Here is a 23,880-nt window from a genome sequence, read left to right as displayed (position 1 = left end):
GAGCCGGTGCGCCGGCTCATCGCCGCGCACCGTGCGCAAACAGCGCGCGCAATGCCGCATCCGGTGGCGCATCCAGATAATGCACCGCGTGCGCAATGCCGGCGGCCTGCCAGCGTGCCTGCAGCGCGCGCTGGGCCGCGCCGAAGCGTTGCAGATACGCCGCGCGCATCGCGGCGCCATCGCCAAGCAGTTCTTCGCCGGTTTCCGGGTCGCGGAAGCGATGCCCGCCGTTGAAAGGGAAATCGCGTTCGTCGCAAGTCAGCACCTGCAGTTGCATCACTTCGCGGCGTGCGGCGGCAAGTTTTTCCAGCGCGCCGACCAGTTCTTCGTCGAAGCCGTCGCCAATCGACAGCACCAGGGTGTGTGCGGCGATGCGTTCCCATAGCGGACGCACGGCGTCCATGCCCGGCCAGCGCCCGCAGGCGCGCAGCCCGTGCAGGGCCAGCCAGAGCCGGTCGCGCTGGCGCGGCCCGCCAGCGGCCGGCACGGCCACCAGGCCACCGCCATGCATGGCGAACAGGCCGACTTGGTCGCCTTGCTGCAGCGCGACCTCCGTAGCGCACGCGGCCAGGGTCGCCATCGCCTGCAGGCGCGTGACCTGCGGGCGCGCCTGATCGGCCTGGCCGGCGGAGGCGGTGGCATCGAGCAACACCCACAGCGTCAGCGGACTCTCGCGCTCGGCTTCGCGCACGAAGAAGCGGTCCGAGCGGGCGTAGAGCTTCCAGTCGATCTGGCGCAGTGCATCGCCGGGTTCGTAAGCGCGGTATTGCGAGAATTCCAGCCCGGCGCCGCGGCCGCGGCTGGCGTGCTGGCCGATGCCTTGCGCGCCCTGCGCATGCCGCGCGCGCAGCTGCAGGCCGCGCAGGCGGCTGCGCAGCTCGGCAGGAAGCAGTGCCGGCACGTCCTCGCTCACGTTGCCGCGCGCCTCACGCCGGGAACGGCACGGCGCGCAGCAGCGCGGCGACCACATCGTCGGCGCTGCGTTGTTCGGCCTCGGCCGCGAACGACAGCAACAGGCGATGGCCCATCACCGGCGCGGCCAGCGCGGTGACGTCCTCGCGGGTGGCGGCAAGGCGGCCGTGCAACAACGCACGCGCCTTGGCCGCCAGCACCAGCGATTGCCCGGCGCGCGGGCCGGCGCCCCATTTGATCCACTGGCGCACCTCCTCGCTGGCCTGCGGGCCGGGGCGACTGGCCCGCACCAGGCGATTGATCCAGGTCAGCAGGTCCGCGCCCACATGCACGTGCCGCACCTGTTGCTGCAGCGCCAGCACGCTGTCGGCATCCATCACCCTGGGCACCTGCGCAGTGGTGGTGCCGGTGGTCTGGGTGAGGATGTCGCGCTCTTCCTGCTCGCTGGGGTAATCCACCCGCACATGCAGCAGAAAGCGGTCCAGTTGCGCTTCCGGCAGTGGATAGGTGCCGGCCTGTTCGATCGGGTTCTGCGTGGCCAGCACGAAGAACGGCGCCGGCAACGCATAGGTGGTGCCGGCATAACTCACCGTGCGCTCGCTCATCGCCTCCAGCAGCGCGGCCTGGGTCTTGGGCGGGGTGCGATTGAGCTCGTCGGCCAGCAGCAGGTTGGTGAAGATCGGGCCCTGCTGGAACCGGAACTGGCGATGCCCGGTGCCATGATCCTCTTCCAGCAGCTCGGTGCCGAGAATGTCGCTGGGCATCAGGTCGGGGGTGAACTGCACGCGCCGGAACTGCAGCTCCAGCGCCTGCCCCAGCGAGCGCACCAGCAGCGTCTTGCCCAGGCCGGGCGCGCCTTCCAGCAGGCAGTGGCCGCCGGCCAGCAGGCCGATCAGCAGTTGCTCCACCACCGCGCCCTGGCCCACCACCGCCTGCGCCAGGGCCGCACGCAGCGCACCGAGTTGGGAGAGCTGACGGGTGAGGGTGTCGTCGCTGGGGGATGTCATGGGGAAAGTCTCGTTGTCTGGCTGCTGGCGTAGGAGCGCGCTTGCGCGCGATGCGTTACCGGTCAATCTTCATCGCGCGCAAGCGCGCTCCTACAAAGGCGTGCGCGGCTGGCGTATGCGACGGCGGGTGGTTGCGGTGGTGTGTTGCCTGGAAAAAATCTCACGTGCGTCCTGTAGGAGCGCGCTGGCGCGCGATATGGCGTTACCGATAAAGCCTCATCGCGCGCTAGCGCGCTCCTACGGATCGATTTCAGTTGGTCAGCGCATACATCACGATGTTCACTGCGAACTTGGTGTTGTCTTCGGCCAAAAACCGCTTGTTGCGCCAGTCGTAATCCCATTCGCAGCCGTAATCCTTGTTGCTGTACAACACGCCGAGCCGGCCATCGATGCTGATGCCCCTGAGATAATCGTGCACCAGATCGTCGCCCCAGCCATTGAGCTCGAAGCTGGTGGCCGGCGGGCCGTCGGGGAACTTGAAGAACGCGCTGTAGAGACGATGGTTTTTGGGCAGTTTCTGCAATGCGCTCTTGCCGAAGATCGCTGCCATCTGCGCCTCGAACGAGGTGGCGAACAGGCCGTCGATATCGTGATTGCAGTCGTCCACGAACACGAACCCGCCATTGCGCACATAGCGCTCGAAGTTGCGCCGCTCGGCGGGATTGAACTCCACCAGCTTGTGCCCGGACAGATAGCAGAACGGTGCCTGCAGCATGCGCGGATCGGCCAGGTCCAGCACATGCTCCTGCGGGTCCACGCGCAGCTGGGTGTAATCGATCAACGAGGTGATCAGGTTGGACGGCATGCGCGCATCCACATCCCAATCGCCCGAGTCATAGCGCAACCGTGTAAACCAGAAATCGTAGTTGCCCGCCGCCCGCGCCTGCAGCGGCAGTGCCAGCGTTGCGGCACTACCGAGCAGCAGACCGAGGAAATGGCGTCGCGATGTCGTGGCCGGGAGGGAACCGGGAACCGGAAGCGCTTGTAAACAATCAGGTTGGGAGGAGCGGCGCTTGCTCTCCCATTCCCGATTCCCGAATCCCGATTCCCGGCTCTCAGTCACACCGCATCCGACAACGAGGTAAACGTAAAGTCGCGCAGCCGCATCGGCGGAATCATCATCACGTAGCTGGATTCATCGCCGGCCACGCGCACCGGCCTGCCCAGCTCGTCGATGTTGTTGAGCATGATGATCGGCGATTCGTTGAAGCGGAAATTCTTCACCGGGTACTTGATCTGCCCGTTCTCGATGTAGAAGGTGCCATCGCGGGTCAGCCCGGTCAGCAGCACGGTCTGCGGGTCGACCATGCGGATGTACCAGGTGCGCGTGACCAGGATGCCCTTCTCGGTGCCGCGCACCAGCTCGGCGATGTTCTTGTCGCCACCGGCCATCAGCAGGTTGCCCGGCTCGCCGACCGCGCGCTTGCCGTTCTTCTGCGCCCAGAACCGCGAATACTGCAGGTTGGCGATCTTGCCGTTCTCCACGATCGGCATCTTCTCGCGCGGCAGGCCTTCCTCGTCCCATGGCAGCACGGCGGCACGCGCATCCCACGGGTCGGCGGTGATGTTCACGCGCGGGTCGTAGACCTGCTCGCCCAGCTTGTTGCCGCCGCCCTTCTTGGACAGGAAGCTGCGGCCCTCGTCGGCCATGCGCGCATCGAAGTAGCGCATCATGAAAGAAATCAGGCCTGCCGCCGCTGCCGGCTCCAGGATCACCGTGTACTTGCCCGGTTCCAGCGCCTTGGCTTCGGACGAGTCGCTGGCCTTGCGCATGGCGATGCGGATGTCCTGCTCGGCCTTGAAGTCGGCGGCATCCTTGAGGTTGCGGCCCACCCAGCCCGAGCCGCGGCCGTCTTCGGTGCGCACGGTGCAGGTGTAGTCGAAACGCGCGCCGCGCTGGTAGCCGAAGTTGCCCTTGCTGTTGGCGAACGCGGTAAAGCTCTGGCCATCTTCCAGGAAGCCGGCCGCGATCAATCCCTTGCCCTTGCACGGGGCGATCGAATCGGCGGCCACCTGCGCGCGGAATGCCGGGTCGATGGCGGCGGTGGATTCGCTGAAGGTGGGGCTGGGTTTGTAGGTCTGCTTGTCCACCGCCGGCATGAATTCCGGGTTTTCCGGCGCCAGCCGCGCCAGGTCTTCGGCACGCCGCACCACGCGCTCCAGCGCGGCGTCGTCGAACTCGTTGATGGTGGCGATGCCCACGCGCTTGCCGAACGCCACCTGCACCTGCAGGTCGGTGTTGTCGACGATGCCGCTGGTGGACACGTTGTTGAGCGCGAAACGGATATTGCCGTCGATCGAACCGCTGAGCGTGGCGGTGCACTCGTCGGCCTTGGACAGCTTGATGACCTTGTCCAGGATGGCCTTGGCCTGCGCTTCGGTAAGGATGCTCATGTGGGTTTCTCCTGTCAGCCGAGCGAGCGGGCGGTGTTGATGACGTTGATGCCGTCGAAACGGGCGGTGGATGAGCCATGCGAGACCGCCGAGGACTGGCTCGGCTGGCCCTTGCCGTCGAAGAACGAGCCGCCCAGGCGGTAGTCGCGTTGATCGGCCACCGCACTGCAGGCGTTCCAGAATTCCGGCGTGCGGATCTGGTAGGCCACGTCCTCGAGCATGCGGGTGATCGTGCCGTTCTTGATCTCGTAGAACAGCTGGCCACCGAACTGCGCGTTGTAACGCTGCTGGTCGATGGAGAACGAGCCGTCGCCGATGATGTAGATGCCGTTTTCCACGTTCTTGATCAGATCGCTCACGCTCAACGGTGTCTTGCCGGCGGCCAGCGACACATTGGCCATGCGCTGGAACTGCACGCTCGACCACGAGTCGGCGTAGCAGCACCCGTCGGAGGCGGTCTTGCCGAGGATATGCGCCTGGTCGCGGATGGCCTGGTAGTCCACCAGCTTGCCATCACGGATCAGGTCCCACTGCTTGGTCTTGACGCCTTCATCGTCGTAGCCCACCGCGCCCAGGCTGCCGGGCTGGATCTTGTCGGCCAGGATATGCACCTTGTCGCTGCCGTACTGGAAACCGGCCTTGAGCTTGTCCAGCGTGGCGAAACTGGTGCCGGCGAAATTGGCCTCGTAGCCGAGCACGCGATCCAGCTCCAGCGGGTGGCCGACCGACTCGTGGATGGTGAGCCAGGTGTGCGAGGGGTCCAGCACCAGATCGTACTTGCCCGGCTTCACCGACGGCGCCTTGAGCTTTTCCTGCGCCTGCTTGGCCGCGGCGATCGCGTCCTCCTTCATGTCGTAGGACAGGCCGTAATTCACCACGCCATTGGGCGAGACGAACTTGCCCGCGGCGGCGCCATCCAGATATTCGTAGCCCAGGCCCATCGGTGCGGACAAGCCGTCGCGGGTGCGGAACTTGCCGCTGGCCTTGTCGATGGCGGTCACGCTCAGCGGCGCCCAGATGCGGTGCACGTCCTGGTCGATATACGAGCCGTCGGTGCTGGCAAAGTACTTTTGCTCGTTGACCACGAACAGCATCGAATTGACGAAGTTGGCGCCGGCAGCGGTGGCGGCAGCGTTGACGCCCAGCAGCAGGTCCACCTTGTCCTTGATCGGCACTTCCATCGCGTTCTTGCTGATCGGCGTCTTCCAGCTGACCTCGCCCACGCCCGGCGTGGGCGCCAGCTGCACCGGCGTGCCCTGCACCTTGGCATTGGCCTTGGCGATCGCGGCGGCCTGCGCCGCGGCCTTGGCCACACCCTGTTCGGTGAGCTCGTTGGTGGCGGCAAACCCCCAGGCGCCCGCCACCAGGACGCGCACGCCCGCACCGATGGATTCGGTGTTGACCACGTTCTGCACCTTGTCCTCGCGGGTGATGACGAACTGGCGCAGATAACGGCCGATGCGGACATCGCAATAGCTCGCACCGGCCTGACGCGCGGCGTTGAGGCCGGCATCAGCCAGGCGCTTCTTGCGGCCCACATCAAGCTGCGTCACCAACTGCTCGGCGGCGATCGCCTTGCCGAAGTAAGCCGGCACGATCAGCCGCCCATGGTCAGCCCGGTCAGGGCCAGGAAATCACGTCGCTGCACGGCAACTCCCCAATGATCCCGCGCGGCGCGCAGGTAGTGTGGTGACGCACAGATCGCTATCTGCACGGTATCGCCGATTCTTGCCGGGCGATGAACGCTGCGTCAAATGACTTTCGGCAGGGGTAGGTATGCAAACGCAACACGTGCATGAACCCGGTGGCGTAGCAGGCCTGCACGTGTGGCGAGCGCGGCTGGCTGCGTGTGGTGCGTCCTCATCGCGATGCCCTCGGTGCGATCGATACCACGCGTGCCTTTCTCGCTGGCGATCGTGGCATCCACGCGCGTGTGCCATCGCGCGCAGTCGCTGTTTCACATGGGCCACGGCGGCTGAAAACGAAACGATGGTCTGCGGGGTTGCTGCAGTGTCCTTGCCCGCCCACCATCGCAGGACACGCCGTGAATCCGTCCATGGAGGCTCTTACGCGGCATCCATGCCGCGTAAGGTCCCGCGACGGTTGGCGGGCAAGGACCAGGCGAGATGGTCGGTACGCATAGTGAGAGCAAAGCATGACGTGCGTTGTTGAATAACGCCGCGGATCATCTTCGCAACGCGAGGCGATCAACCTGAGGCTTCAAAAAAAGCAACCGAATCACTCTCTGGTGCGGTGTCCTTGCCGCTTGCGGGACCGTGTGGCGGCATGGATGCCGCCACCGAGCCTCCACGGACGGATTCACGGCGTGTCCCGCGAGCGGCGAGGGCACCGCGCACTCGACTAACCAAGCTTTTGATCGCACCCAACAACGCTAAGAATCGACATCATTATTAGCCGCTCTCAGCCCAACGCACGCGCGGTGTTGATCACGTTGATGCCATCGAAGCGCGCCGTGGACGACCCGTGCGAGACCGCTGATACCTGGCTGGGTTGGCCCTTGCCATCGAAGAACGAGCCGCCCAGGCGGAAGTCGCGTTGGTCGCAGACCGCGCTGCAGGCGTTCCAGAATTCCGGCGTGCGGATCTGGTAGGCGCCGTCTTCCACCAGCCGCGTGACCTGGCCATTCTCGATTTCGTAGAACAACTGCCCGCCGAACTGCGCGTTGTAGCGCTGCTGATCGATCGAGTACGAGCCGCGCCCGTGGATGTACAACCCGCGCTCGACGTTCTTGATCATGTCGGCAACCGCCAACGGCGTCTTGCCTGCCGCCAGCGAGACGTTGGGCATGCGCTGGAACTGCACGCTGGACCACGAGTCGGCATAGCTGCAGCCATCGGACGCGGTCTTGCCGAGCAGATGCGCCTGATCGCGCGTGCACTGGTAGTCGACCAGGATGCCGTCCTTCACCAGCTCCCATTGCTTGCTCTTGACGCCCTCATCGTCGTAACCCACTGCGCCCAGGCTGCCGGGCTGGGTGCGGTCGGCGACGAAGGTCACCGCATCGCTGCCCCAGCGATAGCCGGCATCGCGCTTGTCCAGCGTGGCAAAACTGGTGCCGGCGTAATTGGCCTCGTAGCCGAGCACGCGATCGAGCTCGAGCGGATGGCCCACCGACTCGTGGATGGTGAGGAACAGGTTGCTCGGGTCGATCACCAGATCGTACTTGCCGGCCTTCACCGACGGCGCGGTGAGTTTGGCGCGCGCCTGTTTGGCGGCGGCGATCGCATCCTCGCGCGCATCGTAGCTGTGGCCGTAACCGATCAGTCCGCCTGGCAGCTGGTGCTTCTGGCTGGCATCGCCGTCGAGATATTCGTAGCCCATGCCCATCGGCGCCGACAGCCCGTCGCGGGTGCGGAACTTGCCACTGGCCTTGTCCACCGCGGTAACGGTGAACGGCAGCCACAACCGGTGCACGTCCTGGTCGATGTAGGAGCCATCGCTGCTGGCGAAATACTTTTGCTCGTTGATCGCGAACATGCGCGAGGCCACGAAGGTCGCACCGGCATTCAACGCCGCCGCGTTGACGTCCATCAGCAGCGCCACCTTGTCGCCCAGCGGCACTTCCATCGCGTTCTTCTGGATCGGCGTGCGCCATTGCACCTGCCCGGCAGGCGTCACCGGCGCCAGCTGCACCGGCGCACCGCCCAGCCGCGCGTTTGCCTTGGCGATCGCCACCGCCTGGCGCGTGGCGGTGGCCACGCCATCGCTGGTGAGCGTGTTGGTGGCCGCAAACCCCCACGCGCCATCGGCCAGCACGCGCACGCCAACGCCAACGCCACTGGATTCGGCATTGACCACGTTCTCCACCTGCGCCTCGCGGGTGATCACGAACTGGCGCAGATAACGGCCCACGCGCACATCGCAATAACTGGCACCGGCCGCCTTGGCCGTGCTCAGCGCGGTATCGGACAAGCGACGGCTGCGCGCGGCATCGTTGGGAGCGAGCAACTGCTCGGCCGCGATCAGGCGCGTGTGCGGCAGCAGCAGCCCGGCAGCACCGATGCCGGACAAGGTGAGGAAGGTACGACGGTCCACGGCGGTTCTCCGTTGAAGGCCAGCGGCACGACTCCCCGCCGCGCCAGCCCCCGAGACTGGCCCGTGCAGGCGACGGCGGTCAAGGGGGCAGTGCCGGCCTGGCGTCAGGCAACTCCAACTGCAAAGCGGAGACATCGGCAGCGTCGGCAGGGCCGTGGCGCGAAGGCAGTGCCGGCATGCCAGGAGCGGCCGCCGTCACCGCAGCGATCGAAACGTCGTTCGCAAATGATCGACAAAGACCGGCGGATTCTCCATCGCAGCAAAATGTCCGCCCCGCTGCGCTTGCCCAAAAAAGCGGAGATCCGCAAAACGGCGCTCTGCCCAGCGCCGGGAAAGGCGCACCTGCTCGCCGGGAAACATGCTGATGCCGGTGGGCGTGGGCATTGGATGCGAAGGCATCTGCGCCCTGGCTTCCTGCGCGGCTTCCCAATACAGACGCACCGAGCTGGGCCCTGCGTTCGGGAGCCAGTACAGCATGATGTCATCGATGAGGTGGTCCAAGGCGAACACGTTCTCCGGTTCGCCGTCGCTTTGTGAGACGTCCTGAAAGAGTGCATAGATCCATGCAGCCAGGCCCACCGGGGAGTCAGCCAAACTGAAGCCCACCGACTGCGGCCGGGTGCTTTGCAGCTTCATGTAGCCGGAAAATTCCGCGTAGTAGCGCTGGGCATCTTCCAGCATCTTCTGCTCGGCCGGTGTGGCTTCGGCGATTTCCTGCGTGCTGGGTTCAAACATCACCATGTTCAGATGGATGCCCACCAGGCCCGGTGGCTGCATGAATCCAAGCGCGGTGGTGATCGCACTGCCCCAATCGCCGCCCTGTGCGGCCCAGCGCTCGCCATACCCCAAGCGGCGCATCAGTTCGACCCATGCCGCAGCCGTGCGCCCGATTCCCCAGCCACGGGCGGTCGGCTTTGCAGAGAACCCAAAGCCAGGCAGGGATGGAATGATGAGATGAAAGGCGTCCGACGCCTGCCCGCCATGGGCCACCGGGTCACTCAAGGGGCCGATCACCTCGCGGAATTCGAGCACCGATCCGGGCCACCCGTGCGTCAGCAGCAACGGAAGCGCAGTTGGCTCCGGCGAGCGTACATGCAGGAACTGGATCTCCAGTCCATCGATCGTGGTACGGCTGCTGTTCCAGCCGTTCAACAACCGCTCTGTCGCACGCCAGTCGTAACCAGACTGCCAGCGGTCCACCAGGCGCCGGATGCGCTCGCTCTGTGGGCCCTGGCTGTGGTCCGCCACGGTTTCCCTGCTCGGCCAACGCGTTTGCCTCAGCCGGTGTGCAAGGTCATCCAGCTCCGCTTGTGCAACCTGGATGTGGAACGGTGCAATGCCATCGCGCATCTCAAGACTCCCGTACGTACGTATTGGCCAGTGTCTGGCGGGCTGTTTGCCAGGAGCGCGCACCGTAGCGATCGTTATCCAGCGGGACCAACTTGCCGCGCCCGCTCATCATGTCGCGCAGGTATTGCATGCCCTGCCAGGGAGGGAAGGGATCATCGCTGGCGGGCGTGAGTGCACGCACTGCACTGATGATTGCCGACATCGTCCCGAGCCCGCCGGGCCTGAGCGTGCGATAGCGCTGCCCGGTGAGTTCGGTGAGCAGTTGCGCGATGTCGTTGGGCGAAATGCTGTTGCCGGCAATGCGCAGGTCCCGCGGGGCCGTGGCATCCTGTGCGGCCGCGGCCGTGTAGCTGGCGACGTCATCTTTGGCGGTGAAATCGAGCTGCTGGTGTGCGTCGCCAAAATGCATGACACGACGGCCCGGAACCACGAGGCGTGCACTGCCCTCGAGAAGCTCCAGAAAACCACCGCACAGAACCGAGGTGGCCGCGATCGGCGCGGCATCCAGTTGGTCTCTGAACCGGCGCCGCAAATCCAGGTTTCGATTGTCGCCCGGCCGTGTCTTCGTATAGTCCAGCGAGAAATCAGACGGGATGAAGCGAGGCACGCCGGCGCTGACCGCTGCATGCAACAGCTTTCCCTGTTGACCCAGCATGACGTCTTCCAGGCCGTTGAGCGCGGAAACGACACATGCCGCATTCCGGACCGCCTCACGCAACGATTTGGCGTCTTCCATCTCGACGTAGCGGATCGTGATGTTCCTGCGTTGCAAGGCCGCGATACGGTCCTTGCCCGCACCTTGCCGAACAAGCGCAACCACCGCGGCGCCCTGGTCCTGCAGGGCAAAGGCGATGCGGCAACCCAGGTCGCCGGTGGCGCCTGCAACAACGATTGGGGATCTCACATCTGACGTCACGACTTGCCTCTCGCTTGGGTCTTTCGCGCCAACGACGGCAACGGGAACTGCAACAGAAGATGCGAGCTGTCTGTCACGCAGCACCCAGGCCATTCGCCGGCTTGGCAGACCACGCAGCGAATAACTGAACGATAACGTTCAGTTGATGGGGATGCAAGCGGCGTGTAAGTTTTCGTGCATGAAAGCGGTCAAGCAAAAATCAAAAGGCGGACGGCCGCCACTCGATAAGGCGGGTGATGTCGAACGGCGCTTACTCGATGCGGCACTGCAACTCTTCCTGGAGCGCGGATTCGAGGACACCTCGTGCGAGGACATCGCGCGGCTGGCAGGCGCGGGCAAGGCAAGCCTTTACGCGCGCTATGCCAACAAAGACGCCATCTTTGAGGCGGTGGTCCGTCGCGATGTCGACACCCAGCCGCTGCCTGCCGCAGCCAGCGTCGCCATGGATCTGGAGGGGCGCCTGAGACACGCAGGACAAGGGATACTTGCGCATGCATTACAGCCCCAGACGGTGGCCATGATGCGCCTGGTCGTCGGCACCTCCATCCGCGCGCCAGCGCTTGCCGCTGAAGTCAACCGCATTGGCTGGGAGGGCGGGCTGCGGCGGGTGCAGATGACGATCCTGGACGGCCCGGATCAACCGGCTAATCCGTCTGCGCTGGCAAGCCACTTCGTCGATCTGGTCTTCGCCCCGCATCAACTGCGCGCGCTGCTGGGCGAGCACCCGGACGACCTGATCGCCACCGCATCGGCGCGTGTGGAGTGGGCGCTTGCACTTCTCAAGGATGCTGGCCAGCTGGAAACCGGAAGTCCTCAGTGACACCCTTGCGTTGCAGGAATCATTGAACAACGCAACGCAACGCAGCGACTTGATGGCGTATTCGGCGGTATCTCTGACACGCGCATGTTGTCCCTGCTCGCAGCAGCGAAATGGAACTTCTCAGTGCTTTGGCATCGTGAGGTGACGGATCACTTTTTGAAGTCGGTAGGACGTTCCAGCTGGTAGATCGCCTCACCCAGGTCATCCAGCTTGCTGGCAACGATGGCCTGCGCATCGTAGGCGCCCCGATTGTAGAAATAGGCTCCCACCTCTTCGGCGAAGAAATCCAGCAGAAACTCCGCATCGAAGCGTCCGATCTGCTGCTTCAGCTCTTCGCTGAAGTACAGCTGGATCTTGCGCGTGATCGCCGCCCGCTCGCCTTCGCTGAATTTGATCTCGGTCATGGATGCTCTGGTTGGCTCAACTACGGTATCGGGGCGATGTGCGTCGCGACACAGGTAGCTTGGGGCGATACTTTTTCCGAGAACTACGCGACCGACCTGCTGCGCCGTAATGTGGCTGCAAGATCGATCGGTAAAAGATGTCGCATACAGGCTCCCTGCCTTCAAACTGCCGCTGCTCCTCAAATAAACGAGCCGCGCCGCGATGCGGCGTCGGCTCGCCCGTGTTCACTTGGACTGACTTGCCGCGCGTTTGAAATACGCCGTGCGCATTACCGGGTTGCCGTCCTTGAAGTACGCTTCAATCTCGGTCATGACCTTGCCGTCGGCACTGACCGTATAGGTGCGTGTGGATGCCGGGACGCCTTGATACATCAACTGCATCACCAGCACGCCGGGCTCTGGCATTTTGACTGCGGCGCGATCCACCAGGTAGGTGCCCGAGGCCTTGCCCGGTGTGCCGTCCAGCAACAGCGTGGATTGCGCCTGCAGCGTCTTGTTGTCGTGTTCGATGATCTCGGCGCTGGTGGCCCACTTGTTGCCTGGAACCTGTTTGAACTCCAGAACGACACGTTTGGGTCGTACCGCTGCCGGCATCGGCAGGCTGCTGGTGTCCAGCAGCCAGGTTCCGACCAGTGGCGATGGCGCGGTTGATGCGGAGAAGGCGGGTGTGGCCTGCAACATGACGGCAGCCACCAGTGCAACACATGCGGTCTTCATGTGAACTCCCTGATCGATATGTGATCCCTGCGGGCAGTCAGGCGACTGCTTGCAAGGCATTGCGCGTAGAGATCGACTTCCCGTAGACCGTCCCACTCCGGCCCGAGGGCGATACTCACCGCTGCCCGGTGGTGAGTCAACCGACGGCAGGATGTGGCTGCTGGCGCAGTTCTCGTCGCTCTGCAGACCATCATTGACTGCGTAATCTGCCGTTGTCACAAACAAAGACACCCGCACGGGGCGGGTGTCTGGCAGGCATCAGCGCGGCGTGTGGCTCGCGCCGAAAGTTCAGCCCTGTGCCTTGTCGAACTCCACGTGATAGCGCGTGGCCTCATTCACTTCGTTCTTCGACCCCAGGAACACAGGCACGCGCTGATGCAGCTGCGTCGGTTGGAGGTCAAGGATGCGCTCGCGCCCGGTGGTGGCCGCGCCGCCGGCCTGTTCCACCAGCATGCTCATCGGGTTGGCTTCGTACATCAGGCGCAGCTTGCCCGGCTTGGACGCGTCCTTCTTGTCCCAGGGGTAGATGAAGATGCCGCCACGGGTGAGGATGCGGTGCACGTCGGCGACCATGCTGGCGATCCAGCGCATGTTGAAGTCCTTGCCGCGGGTGCCGTCCTTGCCGGCCAGCAGGTCGCTGACGTAGGACTGCATGGCCGGCTCCCAGTGGCGCTGGTTGGACATGTTGATGGCGTATTCGGCGGTGTCTTCGGGCACGCGCATGTTGGCCTGGGTCAGCAGGAAGCTGCCTTCCTCGCGCTCCAGGGTGAAGGCGTGGGTGCCGTGGCCGAGCGTAAGCACCAGCATCGTGCTGGGGCCGTAGATGCAGTAGCCGGCGGCCACCTGTTGCGTGCCCGGCTGCAAAAAGTGCTCGTCGCCGGGCTTTTCGGTGCCCTTGGGCGCGCGCAGCACCGAGAAGATGGTGCCGACCGAGACGTTGACGTCGATGTTGGAGCTGCCGTCCAGCGGATCGAACAGCAGTAGGAAATCGCCGCTGGGGTACTGGTCGGGCACCGGCTGGCTGTGATCCATTTCTTCCGACGCGCACGCGGCCAGGTGGCCGCCCCAGGCGTTGGCTTCGAGCAGGATGTCGTTGCTGAGCACGTCGAGCTTCTTCTGCGCCTCGCCCTGCACGTTGCCGGTGCCGGCATCGCCAAGCACGCCGCCCAGGGCGCCCTTGCTCACGGCGATGGAAATGCGCTTGCAGGCGCGCGAGACGATGGTGATCAGCTGGCGCAATTCCGGGTCGATACGGCCGGCGTGTTGCTCTTCGATCAGGAAGCGGGTCAGCGAGGGACGCGACATGGGAGCGGGCAGCCTGTGTAGGAAGTGGTCCGCCATTGTCGCCATTGCGCCGTTAGATTTCGATCACTGGATGCGCGTTTTGCCGCGTTGTTGATCGAACATGCGCGAATGGGGGAGCGATGGTCGCGCTGCGCTTGCCCCCATCCGCCCTTCGGGCACCTTCCCCCGCCGGCGGGGGAAGGACGCGGCGAGGGCTGGGAAGGGGGGCGTTTGCGGGCACAAAAAAACCGGGAGGCTGGCGCGCTCCCGGTGTGCAGGCGTTGGCCGCTGTGGCCGACCACGCTGCGTCGCTTACATGCGGCTGACCGTGGCCACGGCCTGTGCCACATAGTCCAGGTTGCGCTGGCTCAGCGCGGCCACGCAGATACGGCCGGTGCCGACGGCATAGATGGCGAACTCCTCGCGCAGGCGGTCCACCTGGGTCCGGGTCAGGCCCGAGTACGAGAACATGCCGGCCTGGCGCTGGATGAAGTCGAACTCCGGCGCGCCCAGCGTGGCGAGCTTGGCCACCAGGCCCGCGCGCAGGGCGTGGATGCGCTCGCGCATCTCGGTCAGCTCCTGCTCCCACAGATCGCGCAGCTCCGGGCTGGTCAGCACGCCGGCCACCAGGGCGGCGCCGTGCGTGGACGGGCTGGAGTAGATCGTGCGGATGATGCGCTTGACCTGCGATTGCACGGCCTTGGCTTCGGCCGCAGTGGCCGAGACCACCGACAGCGCGCCCACGCGCTCGCCGTACAGCGAGAACGACTTGGAGTACGAACTGGCGACCACGTAGCTGTCGATGCCTTCGGCAGCGAGCAGGCGCACCGCGTAGGCATCGGCCTCGATGCCCTTGTCGAAACCCTGGTAGGCGATGTCGACGAACGGGAACAGCATGCGTTCCTTCAACAGCCCAGCAACCTGCTTCCACTGGTCCTTGGTCAGGTCGGCGCCGGTGGGGTTGTGGCAGCAGGCGTGCAGCAGCACCACGGTGCCCGGTTCGAGTTTTGCCAGGTCGGCGAGCATGCCGTCGAAGTTCAGCCCATGGCTGGCAGCATCGAAATAGGTGTAGTCCACGACCTCGAAGCCGGCCGCGCCGAACACCGCGCGATGGTTTTCCCAGCTCGGGTTGCTGATGGCGATGGTGGCCGTGGGCAGCAGCTTCTTGAGCAGGTCCGCGCCCACGCGCAAGGCGCCGCTGCCGCCGACGGTCTGCGAGGTCGCCACGCGGCCGGAGGCCACCAGCGCCGACTCGGCGCCGAACAGCAGCTCCTGGGTGGCCTTGTCGTAGGCGGCCAGGCCGTCGATGGGCAGGTAGCCGCGCGGTTTGGCGTCCAGCGCGAGCTGCTGCTCGATCTTGTGCACGGCGCGCAACAGCGGGATGCGCCCGTTCTCGTCGTAATAGATGCCCACGCCCAGGTTGACCTTGTTGGGGCGGCTGTCGGCGTTGTAGGCCTCGGTCAGGCCCAGGATGGGGTCGCCTGGAACCTGTTCCACGTTTGCAAAGAAGGACACGGCATGACTCGCTGAAGGACGAAAGAGTGAGGGACTTCCGGATGCTCGGCCGCGGCTGGGCCAAACCACTTCATCGTAGCAGCCCATGGCCGGCGTAGCATGCTTCGTTCCGTACGCAACGATGCGGCCACAGTACGGATGAGGGACACTACGCCCATGCCCAGACTGACCCTATTGGCCGCCGCCTGCGGCCTGTTCGCCACGAGCGCCGCGCCGCCCGTCCTGGCCGCCGATGCGGCGCCGCCCGCCTCCCCACCGATCCAGCGCTTGCCGACCGTGCAGGTGGACGCCGCGCGCGTGCGCGGGGTGGACGACTTCGACCTGCCGGCCTCCTTCACCGTGGTGGCGGCCGATGCCGACAACCGCCGCGGCGCGCAAGTGTCCGAGCTGCTGGACGGCATCCCCGGGCTGGTGGCGCGCGATCGGCAGAACTATGCGCAGGACACCCAGCTGTCGATCCGCGGCTTCGGTGCGCGCTCCACCTTCGGCGTGCGCGGCGTGCGCCTGCTGGTGGACGGCATCCCGGCCAGCATGCCCGATGGCCAGGGCCAGCTGTCGCACTTCAACGTGCTCGGCGCCGAGCGGGTGGAAGTGCTGCGCGGGCCGTTCTCGGCGCTGTACGGCAACTCCTCCGGCGGCGTGCTGCAGCTGTGGAGCGCCGACGGCGCCCCAAACGACCCCTGGCGGCTGCGCGCCACCTACGGCAGCAACGCCACCGTCAACACGGGCGCGCAATTGCTCGGCCAGCAGGGCGCGGTGCACTACAACCTGGCCGCCAATCATTTCGAAACCGACGGCTTCCGCGCCCATAGCCGCGCAAAGCGCGATTCGGTCAACGCCAAGCTCGGCTTCGATCTGGCCGAGGGCCGCCGGCTGGACCTGGTGCTCAACTATCTGGACGCACCCGACGCGCAGGACCCGCTCGGCCTGACCCGCGCACAGTTCAACGCCGACCCGGCGCAGGCCACGGCGGTGGCCACCCAGTTCAACACCCGCAAATCGGTGCGGCAGTCGCAAGCGGGGGCCATCTTCACTCAGCAGCTGGACAGCCAGACGCTGCGGCTGATGGCCTACGGCGGGCAGCGCAGCGTGGAGCAGTTCCTGGCGATCCCGGTGGCGGTGCAGCGCAACCCGCTGCATTCGGGCGGGGTGATCGATCTGGACAGCAATTACGAGGGCGCCGACGCGCGTTGGGCCTGGCAGGGCGAGGCGCTGGGCCGGCCGTTGCAGCTGACCGTGGGCGCGAACGTCGATCGCCAGCGCCAGCACCGCACCGGTTACGAAAACTTCGTCGGCGATACGCTGGGCGTCAAGGGCGCGCTGCGCCGCAACCAGCGCGATCAGGTCGAGAATGTGGACCAGTTTGCGCAGGCGTGGTGGCAGTGGAGCGCGCGCTGGTCCGCCTTGTTGGGCGTGCGGCATAGCCAGGTGCGCTTCGACTCGGACGACCACTACATCCTCGGGCGCAATCCCGACGACAGCGGCCAGCGCGATTATTCGGCAACCACGCCGGTGGCCGGCATCGTGTTCCGCGCTGCCGACGATCTGCGGTTTTATGCGTCGGTCGGCCGCGGTTTCGAAACGCCCACCTTCAACGAGCTGGGTTATCGCAGCGACGGCGGCGCCGGCCTGGCACTGGATCTGGGCGCGGCGACCAGCCGCAACTATGAGATCGGCAGCAAGTGGCGCGCACAAAGCGGCGCAGCGGTGGAGGTGGCGCTGTTCCGCGCCGACACCGACGACGAACTGGCGGTGGCCAGCAACACCAACGGCCGCAGCACCTACCGCAACATTGGCGCCACCCGCCGCCAGGGCGCGGAGCTGAGCTGGAATCAACCGGTGGGCACCACCCAGCAGTTGCAGCTGGCCTACACCTTCGTCGATGCCAGCGTGCGCGATGGCTACCTCACCTGCGCCAGCAGCGGCTGCGCCACGCCCACCGCACCGGTGGCCAGCGGCGCGCGCCTGCCGGGCGTGCCGCGCCAGCAGCTGTTCGCACGCTGGCAGTGGCAGCCGGCGCAATGGCAGTTCGCCGCCGAAACGGTGGCCTCCGATGCCACCGTGGTCAACGACCTGGCCACCGAGCGCGCGCCCGGCTACGCGCTGGTCAACCTGGAAGCGTCCCGGCGCTGGACCACCACGCTGGGCGGGCTGCGCACCTTCGCCCGCATCGACAATGCGCTGGACCGGCACTACATCGGCTCGGTGATCGTCAACGACGGCAACGGGCGCTATTACGAACCCGGCCCGGACCGCACCTACACGGTTGGCCTGCAATGGGATTTCGGCGGCTGAGCCACCCGCAGGCGGACGTGCGTGCAACAACACGCACGTCACCGTAGGAGCGCACCCGGGCGCGACAAAGCCGTCCCGCCAACGCGCGCGTCGCCACGGCGATGCGCCTCCAACAAACGGTCGGCCTGCAGCGTGATTTCATAGGCTGAGCCGGCCGCAGGCGGCGCGCATTCAACACCATGCACACCGCCCGTAGGAGCGCACCAGGGCGCGACAAAAGCCGTCTCGCTAATCCATGGTTTGCCATCGATCCACCACACCAGACCACACCATGATCGTCATCGATCACGCCCCCGCAGACTGGTTTCTGCTGCGCGAGGACAACCGTTACTGGCTGGACATCAACTGCACGATCTCGGCCACCGGCTTCTCCATCCTGCTGCTGTTGAACGCAATGGAGCAGGCCGACGTGCTGGCAGACGGGCACGCCGCCTGCGCACGACTGGCTGCGCAGGTGCAATGGCAGCCGCACGCCTTTGCCATGCGCGATGTCAGCGCCAGCCATGGGGCGCAGGTCAGCGCAGCCGTGCAAGCGTGGCGTGCGGCAGACACCCGCACCGCGCGTGCATGAGCGCGCATCGCGCCGGGCAAACCGATCGCGTTGCTTATTGAGTGTCACTGCAAGGCGCCGCGTTGATGCAGCAGTGACTGCGCGCAATGCGATGCACTAAGCTTGTAGGCGCATTCCCGCCACAAGGATGTTTCCCTTGAACACGCGCTACGCCCCGATCGATTTCAGCGACAAGCTCGCCTTGCTGTCGCAGCACTGGTCCCCGCGTGTCGTCGCGGAAATGAACGACTACCAGTTCAAACTGGTCAAGCTGCAAGGTGCGTTCGTGTGGCATCAGCATGCGGACACGGACGAGGTGTTTATCGTGCTGGACGGCACCATGACCATCGAATTTCGCGATGGTGTGGTCGCGCTGTCGGCCGGGCAGATGCACGTGGTGCCCAAGGGTGTCGAACACAGGCCGGCGGCGGAGCACGAATGCAGCGTGCTGCTGGTCGAGCCGCGCGGCGTGGTCAATACCGGCGATGCGGGTGGCGCCTACACCGCAGACAACGACGTCTGGCTCTGATCGTCGTGCATGCGGGTGCTTGGCATTCTTACCGTGACCAGCGGGCAGTCGCGTTGCCAGCTTTCCGTCCCTTGCAAGGCGCGCCGGTTGAACCAGACACAAGACCGAAGCATCGGTGATCCCAGATTTGCCTGGCCTCACGCCAATCGGGAGACACTCGCTTCTCCAGTCCGTAGGTCGTACGCCACCAAGGCCTCTTGAAAGGCGTCGGCACTGCAAACGCGTTCACCGTCGCGGTTCCAGATGGCAGACAGACCCGCTCCGATAAAGCTGTCAGCGGCGCCGACGCAGTTGGCCATCATTACCGTCATGGAATGCTTTTTTGCAGTCGCCGGATAATGACGGTAGGCCGATGCCACGCCCCTCTCGGATTTGGCCACGCTTGCCAGATACACCTGAGCGCCCAACTCTGCAGCGTGTTCTGCATGGCTTGCCTGCAATGACTCGTAGCAGATGGCGGGTGCCAGGACATGATCTGCCTGTCTGAGCACTCGCTGTTCAGTGCCGGGAGAGAAAAAAGCTAATTCGTCCGGGTGGAGATGCTGTTTGGAATAGGCAGTGCGCTCCAGCCCTGGCTGGAAGCAAAGCATGCCGATCTCGGTACCTTTTGCCCCCTTCGTAGGCGCGCCAACGGCGATGAGCATGCCATGGCGGTCACTCAATACCTGAAACGCATCAAGGCGCGCATCCGTTGGGTGCACCGCCAGGGCTTCCGCCATCCCGGGCTCATACCCGGTAAGGGAAAGCTCGGGAAAGACCACCACATCGGCACCTTTGCCCGCCGCCAAGCGGATGACATCAAGGTGTTTACCGATGTTCGTTTCGATTTCGCCAGGTGCAGAAAGGATTTGCGCAGCGACGAGCTTCATTGCCTGTCTCGTGTCCATGTGGTGAGGCTAAGCGTAGACACCTGGCGTCGCAACCACCGAGTGGAGCAGCTTCGTCATGCACGACGCGCTGTAACACCTTTGGCCAGTCGACTGTGAAGTGCGTGCTACGCTCGGCTTTCCGCACACAACGCATGGAGCATGGGATGACATTCCTGGGAGCGGTGTCGATTGCAGTGCTCGGCGCGACCAGCCTCCTGACCGCTGCCGTTGCCGGTGCCGCTGCGTCTTCGGAGCAGGGCACGCTGCAGGTGACACGGACTTATCCGGCCAATAGCCCGGCAGTCGTACAGGTGCATCGCTGGTTGCTGGCGCAGCCGTCCAAGGCGCAACCGCCGGCAAGTGCCGCCGCGCTTGGTCAGCTGCGCACCAGTTACCGCACGCACGCCTCAGGTGCCGGCGGGCGTGCGGATCTGACCAGTGCCGAGGTGGCGTTTCCCGAGCAGGGTCAGCCCGGGGACACCGTCGCCGTCGACGCATGTGGCGCAGGCTTGCGCTACCACTGGACCTATCGGTGGGCTGCGGCATCGGCCACAGCGGGGTGGCAGTTGCAGGCCTATCACCTGAGGAAAACGCAGGACTGCGCCGCTGCCATGGCCGATCCCGACGTGTTCAAGCCGGCCGCGCCGCGCGGTTGAGGTGGATGCTGTGCACAGCGTGCAAGTCACACATCGCACGCTGCGTGTGCTCACACATCGAGCGTCGCCCCAGGCGCACACGATGACGCGCTGCAGCGTAATTCTGCCGATTTCATGCGCTGCGGCCGCAGCGCTGCAATGACGCAGCGCAACAGCGCATGACATGACATTGCGCTAGCACTTGCCCGGGTATACACGTGCGCATCGGACCACGCCGCAGGAGACCATGATGAACGCGCTTGCCTCTGCCAAACCGCTCAATACCGATCCGCAGTCCATCTTCAAGCCGCGCTACGACAACTTCATCGGCGGCAAGTGGGTGGCGCCACAAAGCGGCCAGTATTTCGACAACACCACGCCGATCAATGGCAAGGTGTTCACCTCGATCGCGCGCTCCAACGCGCAGGACATCGAAGCGGCGCTGGACGCCGCGCATGCGGCCAAGGATGCCTGGGGCAAGACCTCCACCACCGATCGGGCCAACGTGCTGCTCAGGATCGCCGACCGCATCGAGCAGAATCTGGAACTGCTCGCCTATGCCGAGACCTGGGACAACGGCAAGCCGGTGCGCGAAACGCTCAATGCCGACGTGCCGTTGTGCGTGGACCACTTCCGCTATTTCGCCGGCGCCATCCGCGCGCAGGAAGGCGGCATCTCCGAGATCGACAGCGACACCATCGCCTACCATTTCCACGAACCGCTCGGCGTGGTCGGGCAGATCATTCCGTGGAATTTCCCGCTGCTGATGGCGTGCTGGAAGCTCGCACCGGCCCTGGCCGCCGGCAACTGCGTGGTGATGAAGCCGGCCGAGCAAACCCCGGCCTCGATCCTGGTGCTGATGGAGGTCATCGGCGACCTGCTGCCGCCCGGCGTGCTCAACGTGGTCAACGGCTTCGGCCTGGAGGCAGGCAAGCCGCTGGCCAGCAACCCGCGCATCGCCAAGATCGCCTTCACCGGCGAAACCACCACCGGCCGGCTGATCATGCAGTACGCCAGCCAGAACCTGATCCCTGTGACGCTGGAGCTGGGCGGTAAATCGCCGAACATCTTCTTTGCCGATGTCATGGCCGAAGACGACGACTTCCTCGACAAGGCGGTGGAGGGCTTTGTGCTGTTCGCCTTCAACCAGGGCGAGGTGTGCACCTGCCCCTCGCGTGCGCTGATCCAGGAATCGATCTACGACAAATTCATGGAAAAGGCGCTGGCGCGCGTGGCTGCGATCAAGCAGGGCAACCCCCTCGACCCCAACACCATGGTCGGCGCGCAGGCCTCCAGCGAGCAGCTGGAAAAGATCCTGTCCTATATCGATATCGGCAAGCAGGAGGCTGCGCAGGTTTTGATCGGTGGCGAGCGCAACACGCTCGACGGCGAGCTGTCCGGGGGCTTCTACGTCAAGCCGACGGTGTTCAAGGGCCACAACAAGATGCGCGTGTTCCAGGAAGAGATCTTCGGGCCGGTGGTGTCGGTGACCACCTTCAGGGACGAGGCCGAAGCGCTGGCGATCGCCAATGACACGCTGTACGGCCTGGGTGCCGGCGTGTGGAGCCGTGATGCGGCGCGCCTGTACCGCATGGGCCGCGCGATCCAGGCCGGGCGCGTGTGGACCAACTGCTACCACGCCTATCCGGCGCATGCCGCGTTCGGCGGTTACAAGCAGTCGGGCATCGGCCGCGAGAATCACAAGATGATGCTCGACCATTATCAGCAGACCAAGAATCTGTTGGTGAGCTATTCGCCCAAGGCGCTCGGGTTTTTCTGAGAGTTGTCGCTTTTGGCAATACACATAGCGCAAGAGTGGCATCGTCGGCACACCGGCGGTGCCACTCTTGTCTTGTGGAGCAACAGCTCCATGTTGTGGTCGACAGCATCGCCATCGTTGGCCGACGCCGCCCCCTATCACCCGATCGGCGCAACGCTGACCACATCTGGCAAGGTCGAGGAACTGTATGGATATCGAGGATCTGCAAACGTTCGTGGAGATCGCCAAGGCCGGCGGCATCTCGCATGCTGCGCGGCGGCTGGCGATTTCCAAATCGATTGTCAGTCGTCGGTTGGCCCGGCTCGAAAACGAGCTCGGCACCCAATTGATCGCGCGGACCACGCGCGGTGCAGCGCTTACCGATGCCGGTTCGATATTACTGGAGCATGCCGAGACCGCAGTGGCAGAAATGGAAGCCGCGCGCGACGCCATTCTTCCTGCCGGCGATCTGCGTGGGCTGTTCCGGGTCTCGGTGCCAGTTTCACTCGGCCCATCGCATCTGGCGCCCGTTTTGATAGAGCTGGCACGCCAAAACCCTGCGCTGCGGATTAGCACCAGTCACTCCGATCACTTCGTCGATATCGTTGGCGAAGGCTTCGATTGCGCTGTGCGCATCGGGCAACTGCCCGATTCCTCGCTGCAGGCGCGACGGGTGGGCCTAGTAAAGACCTGGATCGTCGCCAGCCCGGATTATGTGCGCACGCATGGGTCGCCTGAAACGTTTGAGGAACTCGCCACGCATGAGGCGCTGTTGCAGGGCACCGAAAACTGGCAGTTCGTCGACGCAGGCAAGCAACACGCGTTCCGGCCGCAAGGCCGGTACAAGGCGGACAGTGGCCATGCACTGACCTCTGCTGTACTGGCGGGGCTGGGCGTGGCCGCACTCCCCGACTTTCTGATCCGCAAGTCGTTGGCCGCCGGCCGCTTGGTGCCGGTAATGAAGCAGCACCGGCTGGTCGATATCGGTGTGTTCGTGGTGCGTCCACCGGGTGCAAATCCTACCCGCAAAGTGACAACGTTCACCGACATGCTGATCGCGCACTTCAACGCGTCCCAGGACGACTGCTGACGATAGGGAAGCACTATCGCGTGTCTGTTTGAAGGGATTTCGCTAGGCCGTCACCGGCCTGGCGTGTTTCGGTTTTGGCAACAGACAAGAGCGGCCCGCGCGACTACCGGGCCGTCAGGTGCGTGACTATATTTCCCGGGCAGCAAGCACATCCGACGCCATATCCAAGAGAGACCTACATGCACAGCACTGCTTTCACACCCGAAAATGCCGCTATGTTGCTGATCGATCACCAACTCGGCACGATGGCATTCACACACTCGCACGACCTGAACCTGGTCAAGTCCAACACCGTAAAGCTGGCCAAGATCGCCGCAGCGCTGGAAATCCCGGTGCTGCTGACCACCAGTATGGAAGACCGTGCTCCGGGTCCTCTGATGGCCGAGCTGGAAGAAATCCTGCCCGCAGCCCATGCTGCACGCGTCAAGCGTCCGGGCATCGTCAATGCGATGCACCATCAGGGCTTCAATGACGCGGTCAAGGCACTTGGCCGCAAGAAGCTGTTCGTGGCCGGCATCACCACCGAGATTTGCGTGCTGTTCCCAGTGCTGCAGATGCTCGAAGAAGGCTACGAGGTCCAGGTATCGGCCGATGCATCGGCCTCAGGTACCAAGTACGGCGACGACCTCGCCCTGCGTCGCATGGAAAATGCAGGTGCAGTCATCACCACGGTCGACCAGATCATCGCCGAGCTGGCAGTGGACTGGACCAGCGTCAACGGCCAGAAGCTGATGCCGATCCTCAATTACTGATCTGTTGACAGAGCCATGGCGCCTGT

At 64.7% G+C, this 23,880-nt stretch carries 20 protein-coding genes and 1 pseudogene; 8 read left to right on the top strand and 13 right to left on the bottom strand.

Annotated features, from left to right (window positions below; genetic code table 11):
• Window positions 1-16: 16 nt before the first annotated feature.
• The 8 genes and pseudogenes from LL972_RS11460 to LL972_RS11425 all read right to left on the bottom strand — a co-directional run bounded on the left by LL972_RS11460 (window position 17) and on the right by LL972_RS11425 (window position 10,635).
• Complete coding sequence (locus LL972_RS11460) at window positions 17-913, bottom strand: DUF58 domain-containing protein (protein WP_228327711.1); 897 nt, start codon at window positions 911-913, stop codon at window positions 17-19.
• Between the two features lie 13 nt (window positions 914-926).
• A complete protein-coding gene (locus tag LL972_RS11455; RefSeq protein WP_228327710.1) occupies window positions 927-1,919 on the bottom strand; it encodes an AAA family ATPase in 993 nt (330 codons plus the stop codon).
• Between the two features lie 250 nt (window positions 1,920-2,169).
• On the bottom strand, window positions 2,170-2,982 hold the full coding sequence (locus LL972_RS11450) for a DUF4159 domain-containing protein (protein ID WP_228327709.1): 813 nt from the start codon (window positions 2,980-2,982) through the stop codon (window positions 2,170-2,172).
• Window positions 2,979-4,313 (bottom strand): TldD/PmbA family protein, encoded by a 1,335-nt coding sequence (locus LL972_RS11445; RefSeq protein ID WP_039517956.1) that lies wholly within the window; start codon window positions 4,311-4,313, stop codon window positions 2,979-2,981. Before LL972_RS11445 ends, LL972_RS11450 begins: the two co-directional genes overlap by 4 nt.
• Before the next feature lie 14 nt (window positions 4,314-4,327).
• Window positions 4,328-5,961: pseudogene (locus LL972_RS11440) on the bottom strand (TldD/PmbA family protein).
• 773 nt (window positions 5,962-6,734) lie between these two features.
• The gene (locus tag LL972_RS11435; protein WP_228327708.1) at window positions 6,735-8,369 is read right to left on the bottom strand and encodes a TldD/PmbA family protein; all 1,635 of its coding nucleotides are present in this window, start codon (window positions 8,367-8,369) and stop codon (window positions 6,735-6,737) included.
• Window positions 8,370-8,564: 195 nt separating this feature from the next.
• On the bottom strand, window positions 8,565-9,719 hold the full coding sequence (locus LL972_RS11430) for an epoxide hydrolase family protein (protein ID WP_228327707.1): 1,155 nt from the start codon (window positions 9,717-9,719) through the stop codon (window positions 8,565-8,567).
• 1 nt (window position 9,720) lies between these two features.
• Window positions 9,721-10,635, bottom strand: coding sequence for an NmrA family NAD(P)-binding protein (locus tag LL972_RS11425; RefSeq protein ID WP_228327724.1), 915 nt, complete (start codon window positions 10,633-10,635; stop codon window positions 9,721-9,723).
• 178 nt (window positions 10,636-10,813) lie between these two features.
• On the opposite strand from LL972_RS11425, the gene LL972_RS11420 reads away from it, so the two are divergent.
• Window positions 10,814-11,455, top strand: coding sequence for a TetR/AcrR family transcriptional regulator (locus LL972_RS11420; RefSeq protein ID WP_228327706.1), 642 nt, complete (start codon window positions 10,814-10,816; stop codon window positions 11,453-11,455).
• Between the two features lie 149 nt (window positions 11,456-11,604).
• Here the strand turns inward: LL972_RS11420 and LL972_RS11415 are convergent, their stop codons facing one another.
• The 4 genes from LL972_RS11415 to LL972_RS11400 form a co-directional block, all read right to left on the bottom strand.
• Window positions 11,605-11,859, bottom strand: a complete 255-nt coding sequence (locus LL972_RS11415; protein ID WP_228327705.1) for a DUF2164 domain-containing protein — start codon at window positions 11,857-11,859, stop codon at window positions 11,605-11,607.
• Window positions 11,860-12,084: 225 nt separating this feature from the next.
• Window positions 12,085-12,552 (bottom strand): hypothetical protein, encoded by a 468-nt coding sequence (locus LL972_RS11410; protein ID WP_052767866.1) that lies wholly within the window; start codon window positions 12,550-12,552, stop codon window positions 12,085-12,087.
• Window positions 12,553-12,864: 312 nt separating this feature from the next.
• Window positions 12,865-13,881, bottom strand: a complete 1,017-nt coding sequence (locus tag LL972_RS11405) for a class 1 fructose-bisphosphatase (protein ID WP_016903904.1) — start codon at window positions 13,879-13,881, stop codon at window positions 12,865-12,867.
• Between the two features lie 291 nt (window positions 13,882-14,172).
• The gene (locus tag LL972_RS11400; protein WP_228327704.1) at window positions 14,173-15,375 is read right to left on the bottom strand and encodes an aromatic amino acid transaminase; all 1,203 of its coding nucleotides are present in this window, start codon (window positions 15,373-15,375) and stop codon (window positions 14,173-14,175) included.
• Window positions 15,376-15,531: 156 nt separating this feature from the next.
• Between LL972_RS11400 and LL972_RS11395 the strand changes: the two genes are divergently transcribed.
• The 3 genes from LL972_RS11395 to LL972_RS11385 all read left to right on the top strand — a co-directional run bounded on the left by LL972_RS11395 (window position 15,532) and on the right by LL972_RS11385 (window position 18,749).
• On the top strand, window positions 15,532-17,670 hold the full coding sequence (locus LL972_RS11395; RefSeq protein ID WP_228327703.1) for a TonB-dependent receptor family protein: 2,139 nt from the start codon (window positions 15,532-15,534) through the stop codon (window positions 17,668-17,670).
• Between the two features lie 271 nt (window positions 17,671-17,941).
• Entirely contained in the window at window positions 17,942-18,241 is a 300-nt protein-coding gene (locus LL972_RS11390) for a hypothetical protein (RefSeq protein ID WP_228327702.1), read from the top strand.
• Between the two features lie 127 nt (window positions 18,242-18,368).
• Window positions 18,369-18,749: a cupin domain-containing protein gene (locus LL972_RS11385; RefSeq protein WP_228327701.1), complete on the top strand. Its 381-nt coding sequence runs from the start codon at window positions 18,369-18,371 to the stop codon at window positions 18,747-18,749.
• 137 nt (window positions 18,750-18,886) lie between these two features.
• Here LL972_RS11385 and LL972_RS11380 read toward each other — a convergent pair whose 3' ends face one another.
• Window positions 18,887-19,618, bottom strand: a complete 732-nt coding sequence (locus tag LL972_RS11380) for a carbon-nitrogen hydrolase family protein (RefSeq protein ID WP_228327700.1) — start codon at window positions 19,616-19,618, stop codon at window positions 18,887-18,889.
• A gap of 164 nt (window positions 19,619-19,782) precedes the next feature.
• On the opposite strand from LL972_RS11380, the gene LL972_RS11375 reads away from it, so the two are divergent.
• From LL972_RS11375 to LL972_RS11360, 4 genes are all read left to right on the top strand, one after another.
• Window positions 19,783-20,274 (top strand): hypothetical protein, encoded by a 492-nt coding sequence (locus LL972_RS11375; protein ID WP_228327699.1) that lies wholly within the window; start codon window positions 19,783-19,785, stop codon window positions 20,272-20,274.
• Between the two features lie 229 nt (window positions 20,275-20,503).
• On the top strand, window positions 20,504-22,033 hold the full coding sequence (gene adh / locus LL972_RS11370; protein WP_228327698.1) for an aldehyde dehydrogenase: 1,530 nt from the start codon (window positions 20,504-20,506) through the stop codon (window positions 22,031-22,033).
• 187 nt (window positions 22,034-22,220) lie between these two features.
• The gene (locus LL972_RS11365; protein ID WP_228327697.1) at window positions 22,221-23,102 is read left to right on the top strand and encodes a LysR family transcriptional regulator; all 882 of its coding nucleotides are present in this window, start codon (window positions 22,221-22,223) and stop codon (window positions 23,100-23,102) included.
• Between the two features lie 74 nt (window positions 23,103-23,176).
• The gene (locus LL972_RS11360) at window positions 23,177-23,854 is read left to right on the top strand and encodes an isochorismatase family protein (RefSeq protein ID WP_228327696.1); all 678 of its coding nucleotides are present in this window, start codon (window positions 23,177-23,179) and stop codon (window positions 23,852-23,854) included.
• The last annotated feature ends 26 nt before the right edge of the window (window positions 23,855-23,880 follow it).

The sequence above is a fragment of the Xanthomonas campestris pv. asclepiadis genome (assembly GCF_020784175.1).
GTDB classification, from domain to species: domain Bacteria; phylum Pseudomonadota; class Gammaproteobacteria; order Xanthomonadales; family Xanthomonadaceae; genus Xanthomonas; species Xanthomonas campestris_D.
This window is presented reverse-complemented; position numbering and strand designations above follow the sequence as displayed.